The sequence below is a fragment of the Yeguia hominis genome, assembly GCF_014384705.1.
In the GTDB taxonomy this organism is placed as follows: Bacteria; Bacillota; Clostridia; order Oscillospirales; family Acutalibacteraceae; genus Yeguia; species Yeguia hominis.
The window spans coordinates 99,185-119,864 of sequence record NZ_JACRSN010000009.1 but is presented as its reverse complement, the minus strand read 5'-3'; the positions used below and the strand labels follow the sequence as shown (position 1 = coordinate 119,864).

The following is a 20,680-nucleotide window of genomic DNA, read 5'->3' as shown; positions in this document are numbered from 1 at the left end:
AGCAAGAACTTTTGCTACCAGCTCATATTTTTCTTCTGCTGTCCACACCTTGTTCTGATTTTTATGTTGCAGTGCTTCTGGACCACAAGCATCTTCTGTTCGAACCCAAATCCGAACCGTATCGTGAAATCGCTTTTCCTTTACTCCGTCTGGTGTTTCTGGCCATTTCCCTTGTCGGTATAATTCCACGCACTTCTTCTTGTACTCGTAGCTGTATCGCATAAAAATACCCCCAATACTGGGTGTCCAGTATTGGGGGTACATATCACTTCGCCGAAAGCTGGGACGCTGTTCTTTATTTTTCACGGATGCTGTTCAGCAAGCCGCCCTTTTGAATGATATTCTGAATAAACGGCGGAAACGGCTGTGCCTGATAGGTTTTTCCGGTCGTCAGATTGCAAATCACACCGGTATCAAAGTCCACACTGACGCGGTCTCCTTCCCGGATATCCTCCGATGCCGCCGGGCACTCCAAAATCGGAAGCCCGATGTTGATCGCATTCCGGTAGAAAATCCGCGCAAAGGTTGCGGCGATCACGCAGGACACGCCACATTCCCGAATGACCATCGGCGCATGTTCCCGTGAGGAGCCGCAGCCAAAATTTTTCCCGGCAACAATCAGATCTCCGGGCTGCATCTTCCGGACAAAATCCGGATCGAGATCCTCCATGCAATGTGCGGCCAGTTCCTGTTTTGAGGCAAGATTCAAATACCGCGCCGGAATGATGACATCGGTATCGATATTATTTCCATACTGAAAAACACGACCTTCTGCTTTCATGACCCTTCTCCTTTCAATCCAGCGCCGACGGATCCGTAATCCGTCCGGTTACTGCGCTTGCTGCCGCAACTGCAGGACTCGCCAGATAGACTTCGGACTCCGTATGACCCATCCGGCCGACAAAATTGCGGTTCGTTGTAGAGATCGCGCGTTCTCCCTTTGCAAGGACGCCCATGTGGCCGCCCAAACATGGGCCGCAAGTCGGCATGCTGAATACGGCTCCGGCCTCCACAAAGGTCTCAGCAAGGCCTTCTCTGAGCGCCTGCAAATAGACTTCTTGGCTTCCCGGAATCACAATACAGCGCAGTCCCGGTGCAACCTTCCGGCCCTTTAAAATCGAAGCCGCAATCCGCAAATCGGTGATTCTGCCATTCGTGCAGGAACCGATCACCGCCTGATCCAGCTTGACATCGCCGGATTCCCGTGCCAAGCGGGCATTTTCCGGCAAGTGCGGAAATGCCACCGTCGGCTCCAAAGCAGAAAGATCCATTTCAATCGTCTCTGTATACGCCGCATCCGGATCGGCTGCATAGACGATCGGTTCGCCGCGGAACCGATCTTTTCCATATTCCATGGTCTTTTCATCCACCGGGAAAATTCCGTTTTTCGCACCGGCCTCAATCGCCATATTCGCAATGCAGAACCGGTCGTCCATTGAAAGCGCCGAAACGCCGTCCCCGGTAAATTCCAGCGAAGCATAACGCGCGCCGTCCACACCGATTTTTCCAATCAAATGCAGAATAACATCTTTACCGCTGACCCATTTCCGCGGTTTGTTTGTCAGCACAACCCGAATCGCCTGCGGCACCTTGAACCAGAGTTTCCCGGTCAGCATAGCGGCTGCAATATCTGTAGAACCGACGCCGGTCGAAAAGGCGCCGAGCGCACCGTACGTACAGGTGTGGGAATCTGCGCCCACAACACAGCAACCCGGCCACACAAGCCCCTGTTCCGGTAACAGGACATGCTCAATTCCCGCCCTGCCGACATCGTAAAAATGCTCTACTGCATGCTTTTGGGCAAACTCCCGGACGGCTTTGCACTGTTCAGCCGATTTGATATCTTTATTGGGCGTAAAATGATCCAGCACAAAAACCACTTTTTCCGGATCAAAAAGGGAACACGCACCGCAGGCCTCCATCTCCCGAATGGCAACCGGCGTTGTAATGTCGTTGCCGAGGATCCGGTCGACTTGCGCCTCGATCAGCTGGCCGGGCTCTACAGCGTCAAGCCCCGTATGCGCCGCCAAAATTTTCTGCGTCATTGTCATTCCCATTTTGCATTCCTCCTGTTTTGCGGGGCGTTTCGAGTTTTCTGCTGCCACTTCAGCAGCGCGTACGCAATCGAATCCGAAAGCGCTGCCCAGCTGGCCTCCACAACGTCGCCCGAGACGCCCATCGTCGTAAAAATATGATCTCCGTCCGTTGAAGTAATCAGAACCCGGACCTTTGCAGCCGTCGCTTCCTGCGCATCCAGGACCCGAACCTTATAGTCAATCAAATGCGCCTGCGCAAGCACCGGATAAAAGACCTCCAGCGCCGCCCGGAGCGCCTGGTCAAGCGCATGAACCGGGCCGTTTCCTTCTGCGGCCATCAGCTGCACCTGGTTTCCCACGCGCACTTTCACGGTCGCACGTGCGCCGCAATCCGGCTCTGAAGGCTTTGCGCTCAAGATATTGTAGTTGATCAGTTCAAAAAACGGCGGGCAATGTTCCATCCGTCTACGAACCAGAAGTTCAAAACTTGCGTCGCAATCCTCGAACTGGTATCCGTCGCGCTCCATCTGCTTGATGGTCCGGAGCACTTCCGCAGTTTCCTGAGAATCAAAAGCCGCATCCGGATAAATTGCCCGGATCTTCTGAAATACTACTTTCCGCCCGCTCATTTCCGAGGCCGGAAACCGACGCTGATTTCCGACAATTTCCGGATCAATATGCTCAAAAGAACAGGAAAGCTTCATCACACCGTCCGCATGCATTCCTGCCTTGTGCCGAAATGCATTGCTGCCCACATACGGCGCGCCGGCCGGCAGCTTGATATTGGCCACAGAGGCAAGCTTCACAGCCGCCGCGTGCAGCAGCACCAGGTTTTCCGGCGGAATACAGGCATATGCCTGTTTATACTGCAAATTCGGAATCAGCGTGGAAAGATCTGCATTGCCGCAGCGCTCGCCAAACCCGAGATAGGTCCCCTGAACATGATCCGCACCGGCATCCACTGCCGCCATTGTATTGGCAACTGCGAGACCGCAGTCATTGTGAAAATGCACGCCAAGCGACAAGTTTTCAGGCAGATGATCCCGCAGCGCCGCCGTTACAGCTGCAACTGCCTGCGGAAATTGTCCGCCGTTTGTATCGCACAGCACGACGCCGCAGGCGCCGCCGTCCACCGCGGCATCCACGGTCTGCAGCGCGTATTGCGCGTTTTGCTGATAGCCGTCAAAAAAATGCTCCGCATCAAACAGCACCTTGCGTCCGCACCCTGCCAGGTACCGGCAGGTTTCCCGGATCATGCGAAGATTTTCCTCCGGCGTGGTTTGCAGAATTTTCTCCACATGCAGCAGAGAACTCTTCCCAAAGACGGAACAGTATTCGGTTCCGGCCTCCAGCAAAGCCCGAAGCCCGGAATCCGCCATCGGGTCTTCTCCTTTGCGGACCGTGCTTCCGAAGGCAACCAGCCGTGTGTGCCGCAGCTGCAAATGCGCTGCTTTTCGGAAAAACTCCAGATCCTTTGGATTTGATCCCGGGTTTCCGGCCTCAAGAAAGGGGATGCCCAAAGAATCCAGAATTTCCACAATCTGCAGTTTGTCTTCGACTGAAAATGCAATTCCACCGGACTGTGCGCCGTCGCGCAGCGTGGAATCCAACAAATCGATCTGCCGCACACCCGATCCCTCCATTATCGGTTCTTTTCATCCATTGATCCCTCAAAAATTGCAGAAAAATTGCCGGATTAAGATCCGGCAATGATTCGTTCCAGGAGTTTTTTGGATGCTTCGTAATAAGCAACTTTTTTTCCGTCGTTCTCAAACTCTCCATATTTGATCGACCGCAAAGAAAAGCTCAGATCGTCAAACAGCATTGCCTGTAAATCCTCGTGGGAGATATTTTCGATATCGTAATCGACGTCAAAAGAAGCGACGCCTTTACAATCCTTCCATGCCACCTTCGTGCGGTCAAGATCTTCCGCACCGTCCTCCGGAGGCGTCGTCCAGTCATCCAGATAGACAAAGTAACCGGTTCCGCTCTCCGCAACGTTTTGATAGCTCGTTTCATCCGTAATGTAGATCATACTTTCGCCGGTCTGGGCATCTGCGCTGAACTTTACAACGCCGGCCATCACCGTGTTCGCGTCGGCCTTTTCCGTCGCCGCGCCCTGAATATACTGGTAGTTGTTGATCTGAATGACCACCTTGCCGTCGCCGTTGAGATCTTCCGCATATTGCTCCATCTGGTCCGCCATCTGCTCATAAACATCCTGCGGATATGCAATCTGCGTCATCAGCGCAATCTGATAATCCGGTTTGACCCGCGTTACCATGGAATAAACAAAACTAAAAACCAAAACCACACACAATGCGGATATTAAAATTTTCCAGCGATTGTAGTACCAAAAATTTGCCCGCTGCTCTTTTTTGGTTTCCAGCTTAATTTCGCCCTTATTGATGGTTTCTTCTCCGGCATTGACCAGATATCTTTCTCGCGCCAAACAGGGTCACTCCTTTGGTTTCATTGCGGGCGGGACGCTACCCGGCACGATCAAGGCCGGCCAGCAGCGCCCACAAAACAAACGACTTGCTCATTTTAGAATCTCTTCTGCCTGGATTTGCCGCCAAACCGGTAAATCCATATTGCAATATTTTCATAGGAAACACCATTTTGGGGAAGCGATCCAACCATACGCGCTTCCTGATTTTTAATACAGCTTTGCACCCGCCGGAATATGGTTATCCACCATCAGCAGATGCAGTTTTTCCTTGCCTTCTTCTTCGTGAACCGCAGAGAGAAGCATCCCGCAGGAATCAATCCCCATCATCGCACGCGGCGGGAGGTTCGTGATGGCGATACAAGTCTTGCCAACCAGATCTTCCGGCTCATAGTACTCGTGGATTCCGGAAAGAATCACGCGGTCTGCGCCTGTCCCGTCGTCCAATATGAACTTCAGAAGTTTTTTCGACTTCTTCACAGCTTCACATTCCTTGACCTTCACGGCACGGAAATCACTCTTGGAGAAGGTCTCAAAATCGACCTGATCTTGAAACAGCGGCTCGATCCGCACGTTTGAGAAGTCAATCGGCTCGTCCTTAATCTCAATCTCGACCGTACCCTCGGCACCGCCGATGATGCCGGCTTCCTCGGGCTTTTTCTCCGTTTTGGAAGCATCCAGCGGCTTCATTGTCGGGAACAACAGCACATCGCGAATGGAGAGGCTGTTTGTGAGCAGCATCACCAGACGGTCAATCCCCATTCCCATTCCGCCTGTTGGCGGCAGACCATATTCCAGTGCCGTCAGGAAATCCTCATCGACATCTGTCGCCTCTTCGTCGCCTGCAGCTTTCAGGGCAGCCTGCGCCTCAAAACGGCCTCTCTGATCAATCGGATCGTTCAGCTCCGAAAATGCATTGGCAAGTTCGCGGCCCATTACAAAAAGTTCAAACCGCTCTGTGTGCGCCGGATCATCCGGGCAACGCTTGGCCAGCGGAGAAATCTCCACCGGATGCTTCATCACAAACGTCGGCTGAATCAGGTGCTTTTCAACATATGTCTCAAAGAATAGATTGAGAATATCGCCGCGCTTGTGCCGGTCTTCATATTCAATGTGATGCTCTTTCGCGATTGCTTTCGCATCTTCTTCTGTCAGAATGGTATCGAAGTCCACGCCGGAATACTGCTTCACCGCTTCGCTCATCGTCAAGCGTGCAAACGGTTTTTCAAAGTCGATGGTGACGCCGTCATATTCTACGATGGCAGAGCCCAGCACCTTGCGTGCCACTGTGCGGATCATATCCTCTGTGATTTCCATCATGCCGTTATAGTCTGTATAGGCCTGATAGAGTTCCAGAAGCGTGAACTCCGGATTATGGCGGGTATCAATGCCCTCGTTGCGGAAGACGCGGCCGATCTCATACACCCGGTCAAATCCGCCAACGATCAGACGCTTCAGATGCAGCTCCAGCGCAATCCGCAGGTACATCTCCATGTCAAGCGTATTATGATGCGTAATAAACGGACGTGCCGCCGCGCCGCCTGCAATGGTATGCAGCACCGGCGTTTCCACCTCCAGGAATTTCAGGCCGTCCAGATAATTGCGGATCTCGGAAATAATCCGGGAACGCAGGATAAACGTATCGCGCACCTCCGGATTGACGATCAAATCCAGATACCGCTGACGATACCGCAAATCGGTATCCTTCAGCCCATGGAATTTCTCCGGAAGCGGCAAAAGGGACTTGGAAAGAATTTGGAACGCGCTTGCATGAATGGAAACCTCTCCGCGGCGCGTACGGAAAACCTCTCCTTCAACCCCGACGATATCTCCGATATCCAGGTATTTTTTCATAGAAGTATAGGCAGCCTCACCGACTGCATCAATCTTCACGTAAAGCTGAATTCTGCCGGTCATGTCCCGCAAATCCATAAATGCGGCTTTTCCCATGTCGCGCCAGCTCATGATCCGGCCTGCAAGACGAACGCTTTTTCCTTCCAGTTCTTCAAAGTGGTCGCGGACTTCCTGCGCGTGTGCGGTTACGGAAAATGTGGTAATCGTAAACGGATCCTGTCCGGCCGCCTGCATCTGGGAAAGTTTATCCCGGCGAATTTGCAGCAGTTCGCTCAGGCTCTGCTCTTCCTGCGGCGTGTTTCTCTGTTCTTGCTTGCTCATACCCATCTCATTCCTTTATTTTAACTTTCAAATATAACCATTTTATGACCGCTTCGTAAACAAGCATCGGAACCGACCCTTGTTTTCCGAAAAAGGGACGGAAACCCCTCGGATCCGTCCCTTTCCATCTTGTTATTTCGAAATCGATAGAATCTCATACTTTACAAAACCTGCCGGAACTTCAACTTCAATGGTCTCCCCGGTCATATGCCCTAAAAGCGCTTTTCCGACTGCGGATTCATCAGAAATCCGGCCTTCTGCCGGGCAAGCCTCATTAGAGCCGACAATTTTATACTGTTTCATGCTGGTTGCGCCCGTCACGCCTGTCAGCCGCACGTCCACCTTGGAACCGATGTGGATGTGTTTATCGCTGATTTCGCTTTCGTCGATCAGTTTGGAATTTTTCAGCATTGCTGTAATCTCAGCAATCCGGCTTTCCATAATCGCCTGATCGTTTTTCGCCTCGTCATATTCACTGTTTTCAGAAAGGTCGCCAAAAGAAAGCGCGACTTTTATTTTCTCCGCAACTTCTTTGCGTTTTACAGATTTCAAATATTCGAGTTCGTTTTCCAGCGCTTCAAGGCCCTCTTTGGTAAGGATGACTTGTTTGGCTGCCATTACACCACACTGCTTTCCATCAAATTTTACGGCCAATTTTTCACGCTGGCCGCTCAAAAGAATATTTTTAATTATAGTAAATCTGGGATGCATTGTCAATGAAAATGCAAGATTTCCTCCGGAAAATCCCTCTAGATAAAGGGGATGTCCGCACAGTCAATACCCTGTGCGGAAAGCGTCATCACCGCTGCGTGCAGCTGGACATCCTCTTCCCGCGAAAGTTCTCCGCGCAAAAGCTGGTTCTGCGCCTCTTTTCCCAGAGCGGCCGTCATATCCGGCGCCACGCCGGAACCGCTGATAAGATCTTTCTCCGGCGTCAGATATTCCCCTGCCGTAAAGCGAATTGCGGATCCATCCGAAAGCATCACGGTTTTGACCGCCGCCGTGCTGCCTGCACTTTTTTCTCCAACCAGAACACTGCCGCACAAGCTCCGCAAATCTGCGGCAAACAGTTCGGCTGCACCTTCTGTCCCCTGATTGATCAGAACCGCCAACGGCATTTCCCATGCTGTCGGGTCGGATGTGTATTCTGTTTGCACGGTGCCGTCCTGTTGACGGTACGCAAGCAAGTCGCCTTCCGGCGCAATCAAATTCGCCGCTTGCGCCATCGCCTCCATATCGTTCCCCGAAAGATTCCGTAAATCCAAAATCAAAGCAGATACGCCCTCCTCTTTCAGGGCATGATATGCTTTTTCAAGCCTTTGCGGGGTACTGGCATCAAAACTTCGGATCGCAAGATATCCAACCTGTTTTCCAAGCCGCTCACTTTCCACCGCAGAAGTCTCCTGTTTTTCGCGGGAAACTGAAATGGTGAGACGCTCGGTCTCTCCGTCTTCTCCGGTTCGCAAAACAGAAAGCTCGACAGCGGATCCCTCTTTTCCCTTCAGGGACTGAACCGCTGTCCCATATCCAATCGCAGCAACCGCTTTTCCATCCAGCTTAAAAATTACGTCGCCTTTTCGGAGGCCGACCTTTTTTCCGCTGGATGCAGCTTCCACGCGAAGAATTTCCATGTTGTCGTCCTCGTTCTGGATTGTATGAATCCCAATTCCGCTCTCCGGCTCCGCTTCGGCGTCAAGCTCCGCCTTATAGGCCTCTGCAGAAAGATATTCGCTGTTTGGATCCTGAAGTCCCGCCAAATATCCCCTGCACGCGCTGTCCAGCAGTGCAGTTTCGTCCCACTCTCCGTCATAGTCCTGCCGGATATTCCGATCCACCTCGGCAAGTTTCGTGTACATTGCCTGGCGCGCATTGACACTTGAGAGTTTTTCATTAAACTTCCCCATTGCATAAACATAGGTCAGCGATACTGCAACCGCAGCCGCAAGCGCCGCAAGCGAAACAGCAGCCCCTAGCGATACCTTCCGGTTCATGGACCTCTCCTTTCTTTCCTCCGCCCGATTCAGAATCGAAACAAGCACAAAAGGATTCCTCTCTCTGCAAGATGCAGAGCCGGGAGAACGCAGTCTTCCCCCGGGGCCAAAGCCCGAAGAATCCCTTTCGTTTTGTATTTACTCTATTTTTCAGACGTCTTTAACCGACACCGGAGAACCAGTTCAGCGGATTGACACGCACGCCGTATTCCCGGACTTCAAAATGCAGATGCGGGCCGGAAGAATCTCCGGTGCTTCCGACATATCCGACAACCTGCCCCTGCGAGACCGACTCTCCCTGGCTGACCGCCAAACCGCTTAAATGTGCATAAACGGTTGAATACCCGTTTCCATGATCGACGATTAACCAGGTACCGTAGCCGCCGCCCCAGCCACCGGATTCTGCATAAGATACGGTTCCGCTGTCCGCCGCAACAATCGGCGCGCCGTAAATTCCGCTGCCGGCAATATCGATTGCCTGGTGATTTCGGCCGTCTCCCCAGTAAGAGGAAAGCCAGGTGTAGCCCGGTACCGGCCAGATGAACATCCCCGTCCCGCTGACGCCGCCGCCATTTGAACCGCCGCCGGAGCCATTGCCAGAGGAGCCGCCATTGTCTCCAGAATCGCCGGATCCTGTACTATTATCGTCCGGTGTGTTCTGTTGGGCATAATAATCCTCATACCATGCATCAATCGCGGATTCCGCTTCAGAAAGATCGCCTTCCAGCTCGGAACTCCGGTTCTCCGCATCAGATTTGTCCTGGTTGAGCGAATCCATGACAGACTGCGCTTCTTCATACAGGCCGGAAAGCTCTTCGCGTTTCGCGTCGAGGTCCTTCTTGTCCTCCAACACCTGATCTTTGTAGCTCTGAATTTTATCCTTCTCGGAAGAAATCCCCGCAATATCCTCTGACAGTTCGCTCATCAGCTTGGAGTCATGCTCTGTAATTGCTTTGATAAATTCTGTTTTTTCCGCAAAATCAATCAGATTTTCACAGTTCAGAATGATCTCCAGCGTAGAGGCGTCTCCTGCAATATAGAGCGCCCGAAGCCGCGCCTTCAGCGTCTCCATATCCGCGTCAATTTTCTTTTGTTTTTCTGAAATCTGCCCTTCCAGCGCCAAAATCTGGTCGTCCAACTCCTGCGTTTCCTGATTCAGGGTGTCAATCTGTCCTTCCAACGTGCGCTGCTGCTCCTGCAGAGTTGCCAGATATTCCTCCTGTTTCGTAATATCCGCTTTAAGATCTTTCAGTTTTTCATCGTTTTCCGCTTTCTGCTGCTCCAGTTCCGTCTTTTGGTCCTCTAATTCGGACAAGGTTTCTGCGCGTACCGGAAGCGAAAACCCGGCCGAAGTCACAAGCAAGACCGCCGCCAAAGCTGCTGCTAAAATTGTTTTTTGCTTTTTATAACGCAAGGATCTCGCCCCCTTCTTTTTTCAGATATTTCGAAATGGAAATCATGCCGCCGATTGCACCGAACAGACAGCCTGCAAGAATAAATGCCGCAACCACTACCCAAAGCACCGAAGCCAGCGGAATCAGATCAAAGAACGGGACAATATTGGTAATTGCCTCCATCATCGCCTGATAGGCAAGGCTCAGCAGCACGCTTGCAAGGATTCCGGAAATCAGTCCAATAATCATTCCTTCCACAATAAAGGGGAACCGAATAAATCCGTTCGTCGCGCCGACCGACTTCATGATGCTGATTTCGACGCGTCTGGAGTACATCGTAACCCGAATTGTATTGGCAATAATAAAGAGTGAGACGATACTTAAGATAAAGACAATCCAAAATCCAACTGTCGTGATCATCTTATCCAAACGGCTTAGTTTATCTGCAATATCCGAATAATCCGTAATATGATCGACGCCGGGGACCGCCTTGATCTGTGCGATGGTTTCATCGTAAAGCGAAAGATCCTTCAGGGAAATCTTATAGGAATCCGGAAGGAAGTTATCCGATCCGGTCAGACCATCGAAAAGCCCGTCATAAAGCGTCCCATCATCCCCCATGCGATCCAACATGGATTTCAGCGCCTCGTCTTTTTCGACAAAATTGCATTCCGCAATATTGTCAAGATTCCGAAGCTGGTCGCCGGCAGCAGCAGCTTCGAGCGTCGGCAGTCCATCCTGCAAATAAACGGTAATGCTGTTTTCACTCTCCACAGACTGCATTGCGCCGGAGATATTCATGGAAAACAGCACCGCCGCGCCTGTCAAAAGCAGGCAGGCAATCAAAACGCCAACCGAAGCGACCGTCATCGTTCGGTTGCTCCAAACATTTCGAATTCCTTCTTTTAACAGATACCGAAAATTCCGAACCTTCATTGTGCCGCCCCCCCTCTCTCTTCCGGGGACGGCGCTGAAAGCCGCTGCTGATAATAGGCGCTGTCCGCAACGATCCGTCCGCTGTTGATTTCTACAATCCGATGCCGGAACTGCCGCACAAGTGTGTGCTCGTGCGTGACCATGACGATCGTTGTGCCGCGTCGGTTAATCTCCGTCAGAAGATCCATGATTTCAAAGGAGAGCGCCGGGTCAATATTGCCGGTTGGCTCGTCTGCAATAATCATCGAAGGATTGTTGACCAGTGCGCGCGCCAAACCAACACGCTGCTGCTCTCCGCCGGAAAGCTCCGCCGGATGGTTGTTAGCTTTACTGCGCAGCCCGACCAGATTCAAAATATAAGGGACCCGTTTACGGATCTCTCTGCTGGACGCTCCGACAATATGCATTGCAAATGCAACATTTTCATAAACCGTCATATTGTCAATCAGACGGAAATCCTGAAAGACAATTCCCATTGTGCGGCGAAGATAGGGGATATCCCGCTTTTTCAGCGTGGAAAGCCGCTTTCCGTTTACAAGAATTTCTCCGGAATTTGGCCGTTCCTCGCACATAATCAGTTTGAGAAAGGTACTCTTTCCGGCGCCGGAAGACCCAACGATATAAACAAATTCCCCTTTATCCACATTCAGATCCACATGCTTCAGCGCCTGTGTTCCGTTCGCATACGTTTTTGACACATCGATAAATTCGATCACCAGATGAACCTCCAAAATCGCGCTGTCCGCGAAAACCGACAAATATCATGCCGCATTCTTCGATAAAGGTTCCACAAAAATAGATTTGCACAACCCGTCGGACAGTTGCGTTGCTTTTCCTAAGACCATGTTCCTAAGGCAGCAGAATTTCCAGCTGAAAAATCGCCGAAACGCTGTGATTTCACGATCTGAAATCTGCAAAACCCTTTTTAGCCGCCCAGTGACAAGACGGAACTGCTTTCCGCGTGCCACACTTCGCATCTTGCAAATCGAAGCAACTCCCGGCGGTTTTTGACCGGTTTCGGACAGATTTTTCGCTAATTTTCTACTCTGTTTCCATAATATCAACATTTTCATACAATATAATTCTATTAAAGAATTATATTGTAATTTATTTGTAACCTTTCTAAAATAACATCCCGCTGCATTTTGTGCAAAAAAGCGGCTAAAGCCTCTCAGCTAAAGCCGCTCTTTCTTTTCATAAAGCTTAGAATTTCACCGGATTCGAAGAGAGATATTTCTTAACCATGAGCGCTACTTTGAACACAATTGCATCTTCAAATTCACGCAGATCGAGTCCCGTAATCTTCTTGATTTTTTCCAAACGGTAAACCAGCGTATTCCGATGTACGAAAAGCTTCCGGGAAGTTTCCGAAACATTCAGGTTGTTTTCGAAGAACCGCTGAATTGTGAAGAGCGTTTCATGATCCAACAACTCAATGGAACCGCGCTTAAAGACCTCTTTGAGGAACATATCGCAAAGCGTGGTCGGCAGCTGATAAATCAAACGGGCAATTCCGAGATTATCATAACTGACAACCAGCTTTTCTGTATCAAACACCTTGCCAACTTCAAGTGCGACCTGCGCTTCTTTGAAGGAACGGGCAAGATCTTTCACGCCGGTAACAATGGTACCAATGCCGACGACGCAATGTGTATAGAATTCGCCGGAAAGCGTATCCACAATGGAATTTGCAAGCTTTTCGAGATCCTTTTGCTCAATACCGGTCCGAATTTCTTTGACAAGCGCAATATCATTTTCATTGATATTGATTACAAAGTCCTTCGCCTTGTCCGGGAAGAGATTCTGGATTACATCATAAACCGAAACATCCGTGCGGCTGGTCACCTTAATCATCATGCAAACGCGGGTAGAATCCGAGTTAAAGTGGAGCTCGCGCGCCTTGAGATAAATATCCCCCGGAAGGATGTTATCCAAAATCACATTTTTGATAAAATTGCTCCGGTCATATTTTTCATCATAATACTGCTTGATGCTGTTGAGCGAGATTGCAAGGATGCTGGCATACCGAATTGCATCCGCATCGCTTCCGGAAACAAACACTGCATATTCCGGGCGCGGCCGGCTGCCAAAAGATTTATAGGTATAGCCGTTAATGACAAAAGCCCCCGGAGAGGTTAGCGATTCCGGAGAGACATTTTCATTGACCTCCCCTACGCGTCCGAGTTCGCTGCAGGCAATAATCACCGATGATTCATCAATTACACCAATCGTCCGGTCAATGGTATCCTTCATCTGATGGATAACGCCCTGAAACAATCTGTTAGACATAACTTCTCCTCACTTCTTTATCCGATTTTATTCTTTGTTCCGCCGCCGTAAACGACCTTAAGCGGCAATGAATTTCCATATAATATGTGTCTGCACACACCCGATGGGAAAAACCCGACTTTCATAGAAGGATTCCGGCTATATTGTTTTTTCCTTGCTTGCCGATTTCGCAAGAAAACACCTGCACATTTGCTTTCCATTCGCAAAATTCCATTTGGACAGAAAAAGCAACTATTTCTGAACAGTCTCTTCCAATGCAATCCATCTTACAGGTGCGGGTTCAAAAACAATCCCTAGAAAAAATCTCGTTTCCCAGGCGGTTCATCCCCATCTGGTATAACCCTACATATAGTATTCTACACAATGATTCTTGATTTTTCAACCGCTAAACACCATTTTTTTTGCTTTCTCATAAAATAAATTTCATTTTTTACAGAAAATTAATAAAGTTCAGGATATACTCCGCACGAATGGCTCTGTTTTTTAGAAAAAGCAAAGAATTTTGCCGCTTTTCAGGCACGGAACATTTCCTCTGCGCCTTCCGAGACAACAGAAATATCCCACCGCGGCAAAACGGAAACAGACACAAAAAAGGAGCTGCGCAATCGCGCAGCTCCTTTTGAAATGCAAATTTCTTAGTTGAGGATGGTCTTCTCTGTCTCTTTGTCGAACAGATGCATCTTCTTCAGATCGAAAGCGATCTTGATCTTATCAGCCGGCTTCGCAACGGAGTTCGGGCTGACGCGAGCAGTAATTGCATTGTTCTCGCAGGTGAGGTAGAGATAGGTCTCGGAACCCATCAACTCGGTAACTTCGACGTCTGCGTCTACGATACCATCGGTAACCTTCTCCAGGAATTCCGGCTCGTCGTGTACGTTCTCCGGACGGATACCGAAGACAACTTCTTTGCCGACATAGGACTCGAGGTCAATGCCTTCTGCCTTGCTGGCCGGAATCTTGATGGAGTATTTGCCAAAGTTAATGGTATATGCATCGCCGTCTTTGCCGAGCGTTGCATCAATGAAGTTCATTTGCGGAGAACCCATGAATCCAGCAACGAACTCGTTAACCGGCTGATCATACAGGTTTTGCGGCGTGTCGACCTGCTGAATGAAGCCGTCCTTCATAACAACAATACGGTCGCCCATCGTCATAGCTTCGGTCTGGTCGTGGGTAACATAGATGAACGTGGTGCCCAGTCTCAGGTGCAGCTTCGCGATCTCGGTTCTCATCTGTGCACGCAGCTTTGCGTCCAAGTTGGAGAGCGGCTCGTCAAGCAGGAAGACCTTCGGGTCACGGACGATTGCACGGCCCAGCGCAACACGCTGTCTCTGACCACCGGAGAGAGCCTTCGGCTTTCTGTCGAGAAGGTGAGAGATGTCGAGGATTCTAGCAGCCTCTTCTACGCGGCGCTTGATCTCAGCCTTCGGCGTTTTGCGGAGTTTCAGACCGAATGCCATGTTATCATAAACGGTCATGTGCGGATACAGTGCATAGTTCTGGAACACCATCGCGATATCGCGATCCTTCGGAGCGATGTCGTTCGAAAGAACATCGCCGATATACAGTTCGCCCTTGGAAATCTCTTCCAGACCAGCGATCATTCTCAGTGTTGTCGACTTTCCGCATCCGGAAGGTCCAACCAAAATGATGAACTCTTTGTCCGCAATGTCAAGGCAAAAATCGGTAACCGCAGTTACGCCGCCCTGGTACACCTTATAGATGTTTTTAAGTGTTACACTTGCCATAATAAACCTCCTGAAAATCTTGTTTGATTTCGACTGTAGACATCTTTCATCTTCTGGAATTCAGTATATTAATCATACCAGAAACGATTTGGCTTTTAAAGGCTTTATTTGCCCAAACTTTTTACAGCGTCTTTATTGATTTTTTATAAAATTGAAGAGATGTTCCTTTTTTTCGAAAAATATTTGTAATACTCGACAAACCCTGACAAAACCTGAAAAAATCCCCTTATGGAAACACCTAAAACAACATCTTGTGGTCTGGTTTCGAAAGGCTTTTCAAGGGCTCTTTTCAAGGGCTCTTTTATTTAGATTCAGTCCGTCGGCCATGCGCCGGTTTCCACTTCTGAAGAGGTTTGGGGCTCTGTTTTCTCGGCTGATTGTGCATTTTGTTCTGTATTTTCTATGCTTTCTGCTTCAGAATTCTCCCCTGCTTGCTTTTCACACGATTTCTCCTCTTCTGGAAGCGCTTCCCCGTCTTCCGCACCGCGCAAAGCCTCCGGCCTGCCGGAAAATCCGTGCATAAATCCGTCGAGCGCCGCGCAGCTGATATCGCCTGCGACAATCTGTCCGTCATAAACAATCAGCGTCGCGTAAACCGTCTCCGTCTTTTCCGGATAATTGGTCACCTCATACGTCCATACCTTGCAGGTGCATCCGGCATAAGCCGTCAGATCCATCCCCTGCTCCAGCTGGATCTGGTTATATTCTGTATAGACGTTGCTGAAGGCTGCAGGAATCGTCACCTCCTTTACTGAAACAGCTTCTTTCTTCACCTCCCATCCGAACTGTGACAAAAACGCAATCCGTTCTTCATTTGTGGCAGCTGCGGTCTGGATCCCGGGTTCCTCTTCCCGCTGTATCAGTCTACTTGCCGCCCGAATGCCAAATAGCAGTGCAAGGACAACTACAACTGCAGCGCCTGCAAGAAGAAGCCTTTTCCGTTTCGCGCTCACTGTCAAAACCACCATGTTTCTACCCCCCTTTCGGCTTTTGCATGCGAAGGCTCTGCTTTTTCTTTTCCTTTTAAAGTAACCCTACGGATGCCGTCTCTTTTGAGCAGTAGTAATGCATATGCAAAATGGGTCCGGCACATGCGAAAGCCCGCACACAAAAGTATGTTCCTGCCTGCCAGAAAACCAAGCGGTTTTTTGGTCATCTTGCAAACCGGCTTTCCGGCTTGAAACAGCCAATTTTTCATCCGGGTTCGCGTGCCTGCGCCTCCACGCATTCTCTCGCCTGTATCCGGCTTTTCTGTTTGGAAATTCCGGTTTCCCTCCGGCCTCAATTGACAAGCGTTTCTGGACGTGTTATAATACATTCGAATGATCATAATTGGAGGTTTTATATATGAAACACATCAAAACCATTGAAACCCGCAATCTTTGCGAAAGCGCAAAAAACGGCGGCTGCGGCGAATGCCAGACTTCCTGCCAGTCGGCTTGCAAAACCAGCTGCGGAATCGCAAACCAGGCTTGCGAAAATAAAGAAAGCAAATAAAACCCAGGTACACAAAGCCGTGATGCCGCCCTTACCGGGCGGCATTTTCAGCATAAGGGAGAGTTTTTATGATTCATCAGTATCAATTCGGCGGCTATTTTATTGTACTCGACATCTGCTCCGGATCCGTGCACGTAGTGGATGGCCCGGCCTATGATCTGATTTCGGTCTTTGAAAGCATGCCCCGCGAAGCAGCAATTGCAACGGTTGAAGAAAAATACAGCGCTTCCGGAGAAGCCACTCATGCAGAACTTGAAGAATGCTACGACCAGATTGCAGCGCTGAAAGCAGACGGCAAGCTGTTTACGGAAGACACCTTTCAGCCAATGGCAGGCGCGCTCAAGGCAAAAACCTCCGGCGTTATCAAGGCGCTCTGTCTGCATATCGCGCATACCTGCAACCTCAACTGCGCCTACTGCTTTGCAAGCCAGGGAAAGTATCACGGAGCGCGTGCGCTGATGTCTTTTGACGTAGGAAAACGTGCGCTGGATTTTCTTGTTGAGAATTCCGGATCCCGGCACAATCTGGAGGTCGACTTTTTCGGCGGCGAGCCGCTTATGAACTTTGACGTCGTGAAAGCGCTTGTGGCCTATGCCAGAAGCATCGAAAAAGAGAAGAACAAGCATTTCCGATTCACGCTCACCACTAACGGCGTCTTAATCGATGACGATGTCATCGACTTTGCCAACCGTGAAATGAGCAACGTCGTCCTCAGCCTGGACGGCCGCAAGGAAATTCATGACCGGTACCGCGTCGATTATGCCGGCCGCGGCAGCTGGGAAACTGTGGTTCCCAAATTTCAAAAGCTGGTTGCGGCGCGCGGCGGGAAGAATTACTATATGCGCGGCACTTTTACGCACGCCAATCCGGATTTTCTCAAAGACATCGAAACCATGTTGAATCTCGGATTTTCCGAGCTGAGCATGGAACCTGTCGTAACGGCGGCGGGTGATCCTGCCGCACTGACAGAAGAAGATCTTCCCGTCGTGCTGGCACAATATGAGGAACTTGCCAAACTGATGCTTAAACGCGACAAAGAGGGCAACCCTTTCACCTTTTACCACTATATGATCGACCTGAAAGGCGGCCCGTGCATTTACAAGCGGATTTCCGGGTGCGGGTCTGGAACCGAATATATGGCCGTCACGCCCTGGGGAGATTTGTATCCCTGCCACCAGTTTGTCGGAGACGAACGTTTCCGTCTCGGCGACATTTGGAACGGCGTTGAAAACACGGAAATTCAAAATGAATTTGCCTCCTGCAATGTCTACGCACGCGAAGAATGCCGCGATTGTTGGGCCAAGCTGTACTGCTCCGGCGGCTGCGCAGCCAATGCCTATCATGCCACCGGGTCGGTGCGGGGCATCTACCGGTACGGATGCGAGCTTTTCCGCAAACGGATGGAATGCGCAATCGCTGTTGCCATTGCGCGGGAACTCGGTGACGCTGAATGAGCAGCACGCCGATTTGCGATTTTGTGCGGCAATATGCAGAACGCCATCCAATCCGGCTGCATATGCCCGGACACAAGGGCGTTCCGATTCTCGGGTTCGAATCGCTTGACATTACCGAATTTGACGGTGCCGACGATCTTTTTGCACCGCATGGCATCATTGCGGAAAGTGAAGCATTTGCCGGCGCGCTTTTTGGCGCCGATACCTTTTACTCCACCGCCGGTTCCACGCTCTGCATTCAGGCCATGCTGCATTTGCTTGCCGTTCACGCAGGTGCGCAGGGAAAAAAGCCGCGGGTTCTCGCGGGCAGGAATGCCCATAAAGCGTTCCTGCATGCTGCCGCCCTGCTGGATTTTGAAATTGAATGGCTCCTTCCGCAGATGGGTACGCCCTACTTAAGCTGCGCGGTTGCACCGGAACAACTTGAAGCTGTCCTGCAAAATGAGCAATCTCCGCCAACCGCTGTTTACCTGACCAGCCCGGATTATCTTGGAAACTGCCTAAATCTCCGGGAACTCGCAGCGGTCTGTCACAAATTCGGCGTTCTGCTTGCCGTTGATAATGCGCACGGCGCCTACCTGAAATTCTTGCCGGAGTCCCGCCACCCGATGGATCTCGGTGTAGATTTATGCTGTGATTCCGCACACAAAACGCTCCCCGTGCTTACCGGCGGCGCATATTTACACCTTGCCAAACACTTGCCGGGCTGGTTTGCACAGCGGGCAAAGATTTCACTCTCCCTCTTCGGATCCAGCAGTCCTTCTTATCTGATTTTACAGTCTCTGGATGCGGCAAACGGCCAAATGGAGATTTTCCGCGCATCGCTTGCCGACTTTCTTCCAAAAGCGGACGCCCTCAAAACAGCGCTTACCGCGCACGGATTTCTATTAACCGGGGAAGAACCGCTAAAATTAACCATCATGCCAAAATCCTTTGGCTACACCGGCACGCAGCTTGCGCAGATTCTCGAAGCGCACGGAATTTTTCCGGAGTTTCATGATCCGGATTATTTGGTTCTTTTGCTCTCTCCGCAGCTTTGCGACGGAGCGCTCCAAACGCTGACGCGCGTGCTTTGCGCTGTAAAACCGCGGTCTCCCATCGAAACGCTTCCGCCGCCGGCCGCGATTTCGGAGTCCGTCTTAACCCCTCGCGAGGCCCTTTTTGCAGAAAGTGAAATTTTACCTGCTGAAGATTGTCTCGGACGCATTTCGGCGGCTGCTGCCATTGGCTGTCCGCCCGCCATTCCGCTTATTCTCTGCGGTGAACGAATCAGCCGGCAGACGATCACAGCTTTTCAGTACTATGGTATCCGGCAATGTCCGGTCATTTCAGAGAAAACACGGTCATAAAAATTGCTGCAGGCAAAGGTGGTTGTCCATAAAACAATGAACAGCCGCAGTGGTTTACTCCGCTGTGGCTGTTCTTACGATTCTTATTGTAATCGCGTGGTATGTAGTCAGACAGATTATCCACCGAAACTTGTCGGGGCAGGATATTGTCGTCTCGCTGCGCAAACCCGCTTCGATGCGCAAACCGAACGCTACAAAGGGGGAAAAAAGATGAAATTCAGAAGATTGGGAAAAACCGAGCTGCAGATCAGTGAGATTGGATTCGGCGGAGAGTGGCTGGAACGTCACCCGAAAGCGGATGGCATCGACCTGATCCGCTACGCATCTGCACAGGGAATCAACATTTTAGATTGCTGGATGCCCGATCCGAAATCCAGAGAGATCATTGGAGAAGGCATCAAAGAGAACCGCAGCCAGTGGTACATTCAGGGACATATCGGCTCCACATGGAAGGATGGGCAATACTTCCGGACGAGAGACCTAAACGACGTTCGTCCTGCTTTTGAAGATCTTCTGAAGCGTTTGCAGACGGACTATATCGATCTGGGCATGATTCATTATGTGGATTCCGAGAAAGAATGGGAGCAGATCCAACACTCCGCATATCTGGACTACATCATGGAATTAAAAAGCCGCGGCGTCATTCGGCATATCGGGATGAGTTCTCACAATCCAAAAGTCGCTATCAAGGCGGCAGAATCCGGTTATGTGGAGATGATTCTTTTTAGTATCAATCCGGCATTTGATATGCTGCCCGCCAGCGAGGATATCGACACGATGTTCGCAGAAGAATTTGACGCAGGACTGAGCGGAATCGACGCCGACCGCGCGAAACTGTACCGCATCTGTGAGCAGAATGACGTTGGAATCACCGTTATGAAAGGATTCGCCGGAGGCAGATTGTTCGATGCGAAGCGTTCTCCTTTTGGAGCAAGTCTGACTCCAGTGCAGTGTATCCATTATGCCCTGACCCGTCCGGCAGTAAGTGCAATTCTGTGCGGCTATGACACCAAAGAACAGGTAGATCAGGCGGTGGCCTATGAAAATGCCTCCGAAGCGGAAAAAGATTATGCATCTGTTCTCTCGGACGCACCCTTTCACGCTTACCGCGGAGAGTGCACATACTGCGGACACTGCAAACCCTGTGCCGCACAACTCGATATCGCCATGATCAATCAGTTCTATGATCTCGCAACCATGCAGCCGGAAGTTCCCGCCACCGTACAGTCTCATTATGAATCCTTGGCGCATACCGCGTCCGAATGCATTGGATGCCGGGCCTGCGAACCTCGCTGCCCGTTTGGTGTGTCCATTGCGGAGCGAATGAAGAAAGCCGCTGAACTCTTCGGATGCTAAAAAGCG

General features: G+C 50.6%; 18 protein-coding genes and 1 pseudogene. 4 read left to right on the top strand and 15 right to left on the bottom strand.

Translation table 11 applies throughout. The features are described 5' to 3' along the window. The 15 genes and pseudogenes from IAG03_RS07645 to IAG03_RS07575 form a co-directional block, all read right to left on the bottom strand. Positions 1–222, bottom strand: a pseudogene (locus tag IAG03_RS07645) (helix-turn-helix domain-containing protein); the annotation flags it as partial. A 73-nt stretch (positions 223–295) separates the two neighbouring features. Further along, entirely contained in the window at positions 296–781 is a 486-nt protein-coding gene (gene leuD, locus IAG03_RS07640) for a 3-isopropylmalate dehydratase small subunit (RefSeq protein WP_249319528.1), read from the bottom strand. A gap of 13 nt (positions 782–794) precedes the next feature. Further along, complete coding sequence (leuC, locus tag IAG03_RS07635) at positions 795–2,057, bottom strand: 3-isopropylmalate dehydratase large subunit (RefSeq protein WP_249319527.1); 1,263 nt, start codon at positions 2,055–2,057, stop codon at positions 795–797. After that, a complete protein-coding gene (cimA, locus tag IAG03_RS07630; protein WP_249319526.1) occupies positions 2,048–3,664 on the bottom strand; it encodes a citramalate synthase in 1,617 nt (538 codons plus the stop codon). The genes leuC and cimA overlap by 10 nt, the downstream gene beginning before the upstream one ends. Positions 3,665–3,732: 68 nt before the next feature. Next, positions 3,733–4,488, bottom strand: a complete 756-nt coding sequence (locus tag IAG03_RS07625) for a hypothetical protein (protein WP_249319525.1) — start codon at positions 4,486–4,488, stop codon at positions 3,733–3,735. 37 nt (positions 4,489–4,525) lie between these two features. Then, positions 4,526–4,675 carry a hypothetical protein gene (locus IAG03_RS07620; RefSeq protein WP_249319524.1) on the bottom strand — a complete coding sequence of 50 codons (150 nt, stop codon included), beginning with the start codon at positions 4,673–4,675 and terminating at the stop codon, positions 4,526–4,528. 20 nt (positions 4,676–4,695) lie between these two features. Further along, positions 4,696–6,660 (bottom strand): lysine--tRNA ligase, encoded by a 1,965-nt coding sequence (gene lysS, locus IAG03_RS07615; protein ID WP_249319523.1) that lies wholly within the window; start codon positions 6,658–6,660, stop codon positions 4,696–4,698. A gap of 132 nt (positions 6,661–6,792) precedes the next feature. After that, positions 6,793–7,278 carry a transcription elongation factor GreA gene (gene greA, locus IAG03_RS07610; RefSeq protein WP_249319522.1) on the bottom strand — a complete coding sequence of 162 codons (486 nt, stop codon included), beginning with the start codon at positions 7,276–7,278 and terminating at the stop codon, positions 6,793–6,795. A gap of 131 nt (positions 7,279–7,409) precedes the next feature. Continuing rightward, positions 7,410–8,651, bottom strand: a complete 1,242-nt coding sequence (locus tag IAG03_RS07605; protein WP_249319521.1) for a S41 family peptidase — start codon at positions 8,649–8,651, stop codon at positions 7,410–7,412. Between the two features lie 160 nt (positions 8,652–8,811). Further along, the gene (locus IAG03_RS07600) at positions 8,812–10,065 is read right to left on the bottom strand and encodes a murein hydrolase activator EnvC family protein (protein ID WP_249319520.1); all 1,254 of its coding nucleotides are present in this window, start codon (positions 10,063–10,065) and stop codon (positions 8,812–8,814) included. Next, positions 10,055–10,981, bottom strand: coding sequence for a permease-like cell division protein FtsX (ftsX, locus tag IAG03_RS07595; RefSeq protein ID WP_249319519.1), 927 nt, complete (start codon positions 10,979–10,981; stop codon positions 10,055–10,057). The genes IAG03_RS07600 and ftsX overlap by 11 nt, the downstream gene beginning before the upstream one ends. Further along, positions 10,978–11,697, bottom strand: coding sequence for a cell division ATP-binding protein FtsE (gene ftsE / locus IAG03_RS07590; protein WP_249319518.1), 720 nt, complete (start codon positions 11,695–11,697; stop codon positions 10,978–10,980). Before ftsE ends, ftsX begins: the two co-directional genes overlap by 4 nt. Before the next feature lie 487 nt (positions 11,698–12,184). After that, positions 12,185–13,270: a PucR family transcriptional regulator gene (locus IAG03_RS07585; RefSeq protein ID WP_249319517.1), complete on the bottom strand. Its 1,086-nt coding sequence runs from the start codon at positions 13,268–13,270 to the stop codon at positions 12,185–12,187. Between the two features lie 635 nt (positions 13,271–13,905). Then, on the bottom strand, positions 13,906–15,018 hold the full coding sequence (locus IAG03_RS07580; RefSeq protein WP_249319516.1) for an ABC transporter ATP-binding protein: 1,113 nt from the start codon (positions 15,016–15,018) through the stop codon (positions 13,906–13,908). A 311-nt stretch (positions 15,019–15,329) separates the two neighbouring features. Next, positions 15,330–15,986 (bottom strand): DUF4830 domain-containing protein, encoded by a 657-nt coding sequence (locus IAG03_RS07575; protein ID WP_249319515.1) that lies wholly within the window; start codon positions 15,984–15,986, stop codon positions 15,330–15,332. Positions 15,987–16,365: 379 nt separating this feature from the next. On the opposite strand from IAG03_RS07575, the gene scfA reads away from it, so the two are divergent. The 4 genes from scfA (at position 16,366) to IAG03_RS07555 (ending at position 20,674) form a co-directional block, all read left to right on the top strand. Next, positions 16,366–16,515 carry a six-cysteine ranthipeptide SCIFF gene (scfA, locus tag IAG03_RS07570; protein ID WP_249319514.1) on the top strand — a complete coding sequence of 50 codons (150 nt, stop codon included), beginning with the start codon at positions 16,366–16,368 and terminating at the stop codon, positions 16,513–16,515. A gap of 68 nt (positions 16,516–16,583) precedes the next feature. Beyond that, positions 16,584–17,969, top strand: a complete 1,386-nt coding sequence (gene scfB, locus IAG03_RS07565) for a thioether cross-link-forming SCIFF peptide maturase (protein WP_249319513.1) — start codon at positions 16,584–16,586, stop codon at positions 17,967–17,969. Then, complete coding sequence (locus IAG03_RS07560; RefSeq protein WP_249319512.1) at positions 17,966–19,318, top strand: Orn/Lys/Arg family decarboxylase; 1,353 nt, start codon at positions 17,966–17,968, stop codon at positions 19,316–19,318. Before scfB ends, IAG03_RS07560 begins: the two co-directional genes overlap by 4 nt. Positions 19,319–19,528: 210 nt before the next feature. Next, entirely contained in the window at positions 19,529–20,674 is a 1,146-nt protein-coding gene (locus IAG03_RS07555; protein ID WP_249319511.1) for an aldo/keto reductase, read from the top strand. Positions 20,675–20,680: the final 6 nt, after the last annotated feature.

Bases quoted from the DNA above. Each gene is read 5' to 3' on its own strand.
- leuD (WP_249319528.1), bottom strand. From the start codon at position 781: ATGAAAGCAGAAGGTCGTGTTTTTCAGTATGGAAATAATATCGATACC.
- leuC (WP_249319527.1), bottom strand. From the start codon at position 2,057: ATGGGAATGACAATGACGCAGAAAATTTTGGCGGCGCATACGGGGCTT.
- lysS (WP_249319523.1), bottom strand. From the start codon at position 6,660: ATGAGCAAGCAAGAACAGAGAAACACGCCGCAGGAAGAGCAGAGCCTG.
- greA (WP_249319522.1), bottom strand. From the start codon at position 7,278: ATGGCAGCCAAACAAGTCATCCTTACCAAAGAGGGCCTTGAAGCGCTG.
- IAG03_RS07605 (WP_249319521.1), bottom strand. From the start codon at position 8,651: ATGAACCGGAAGGTATCGCTAGGGGCTGCTGTTTCGCTTGCGGCGCTT.
- ftsX (WP_249319519.1), bottom strand. From the start codon at position 10,981: ATGAAGGTTCGGAATTTTCGGTATCTGTTAAAAGAAGGAATTCGAAAT.
- IAG03_RS07585 (WP_249319517.1), bottom strand. From the start codon at position 13,270: ATGTCTAACAGATTGTTTCAGGGCGTTATCCATCAGATGAAGGATACC.
- IAG03_RS07580 (WP_249319516.1), bottom strand. From the start codon at position 15,018: ATGGCAAGTGTAACACTTAAAAACATCTATAAGGTGTACCAGGGCGGC.
- IAG03_RS07575 (WP_249319515.1), bottom strand. From the start codon at position 15,986: ATGGTGGTTTTGACAGTGAGCGCGAAACGGAAAAGGCTTCTTCTTGCA.
- scfA (WP_249319514.1), top strand. From the start codon at position 16,366: ATGAAACACATCAAAACCATTGAAACCCGCAATCTTTGCGAAAGCGCA.
- scfB (WP_249319513.1), top strand. From the start codon at position 16,584: ATGATTCATCAGTATCAATTCGGCGGCTATTTTATTGTACTCGACATC.
- IAG03_RS07560 (WP_249319512.1), top strand. From the start codon at position 17,966: ATGAGCAGCACGCCGATTTGCGATTTTGTGCGGCAATATGCAGAACGC.
- IAG03_RS07555 (WP_249319511.1), top strand. From the start codon at position 19,529: ATGAAATTCAGAAGATTGGGAAAAACCGAGCTGCAGATCAGTGAGATT.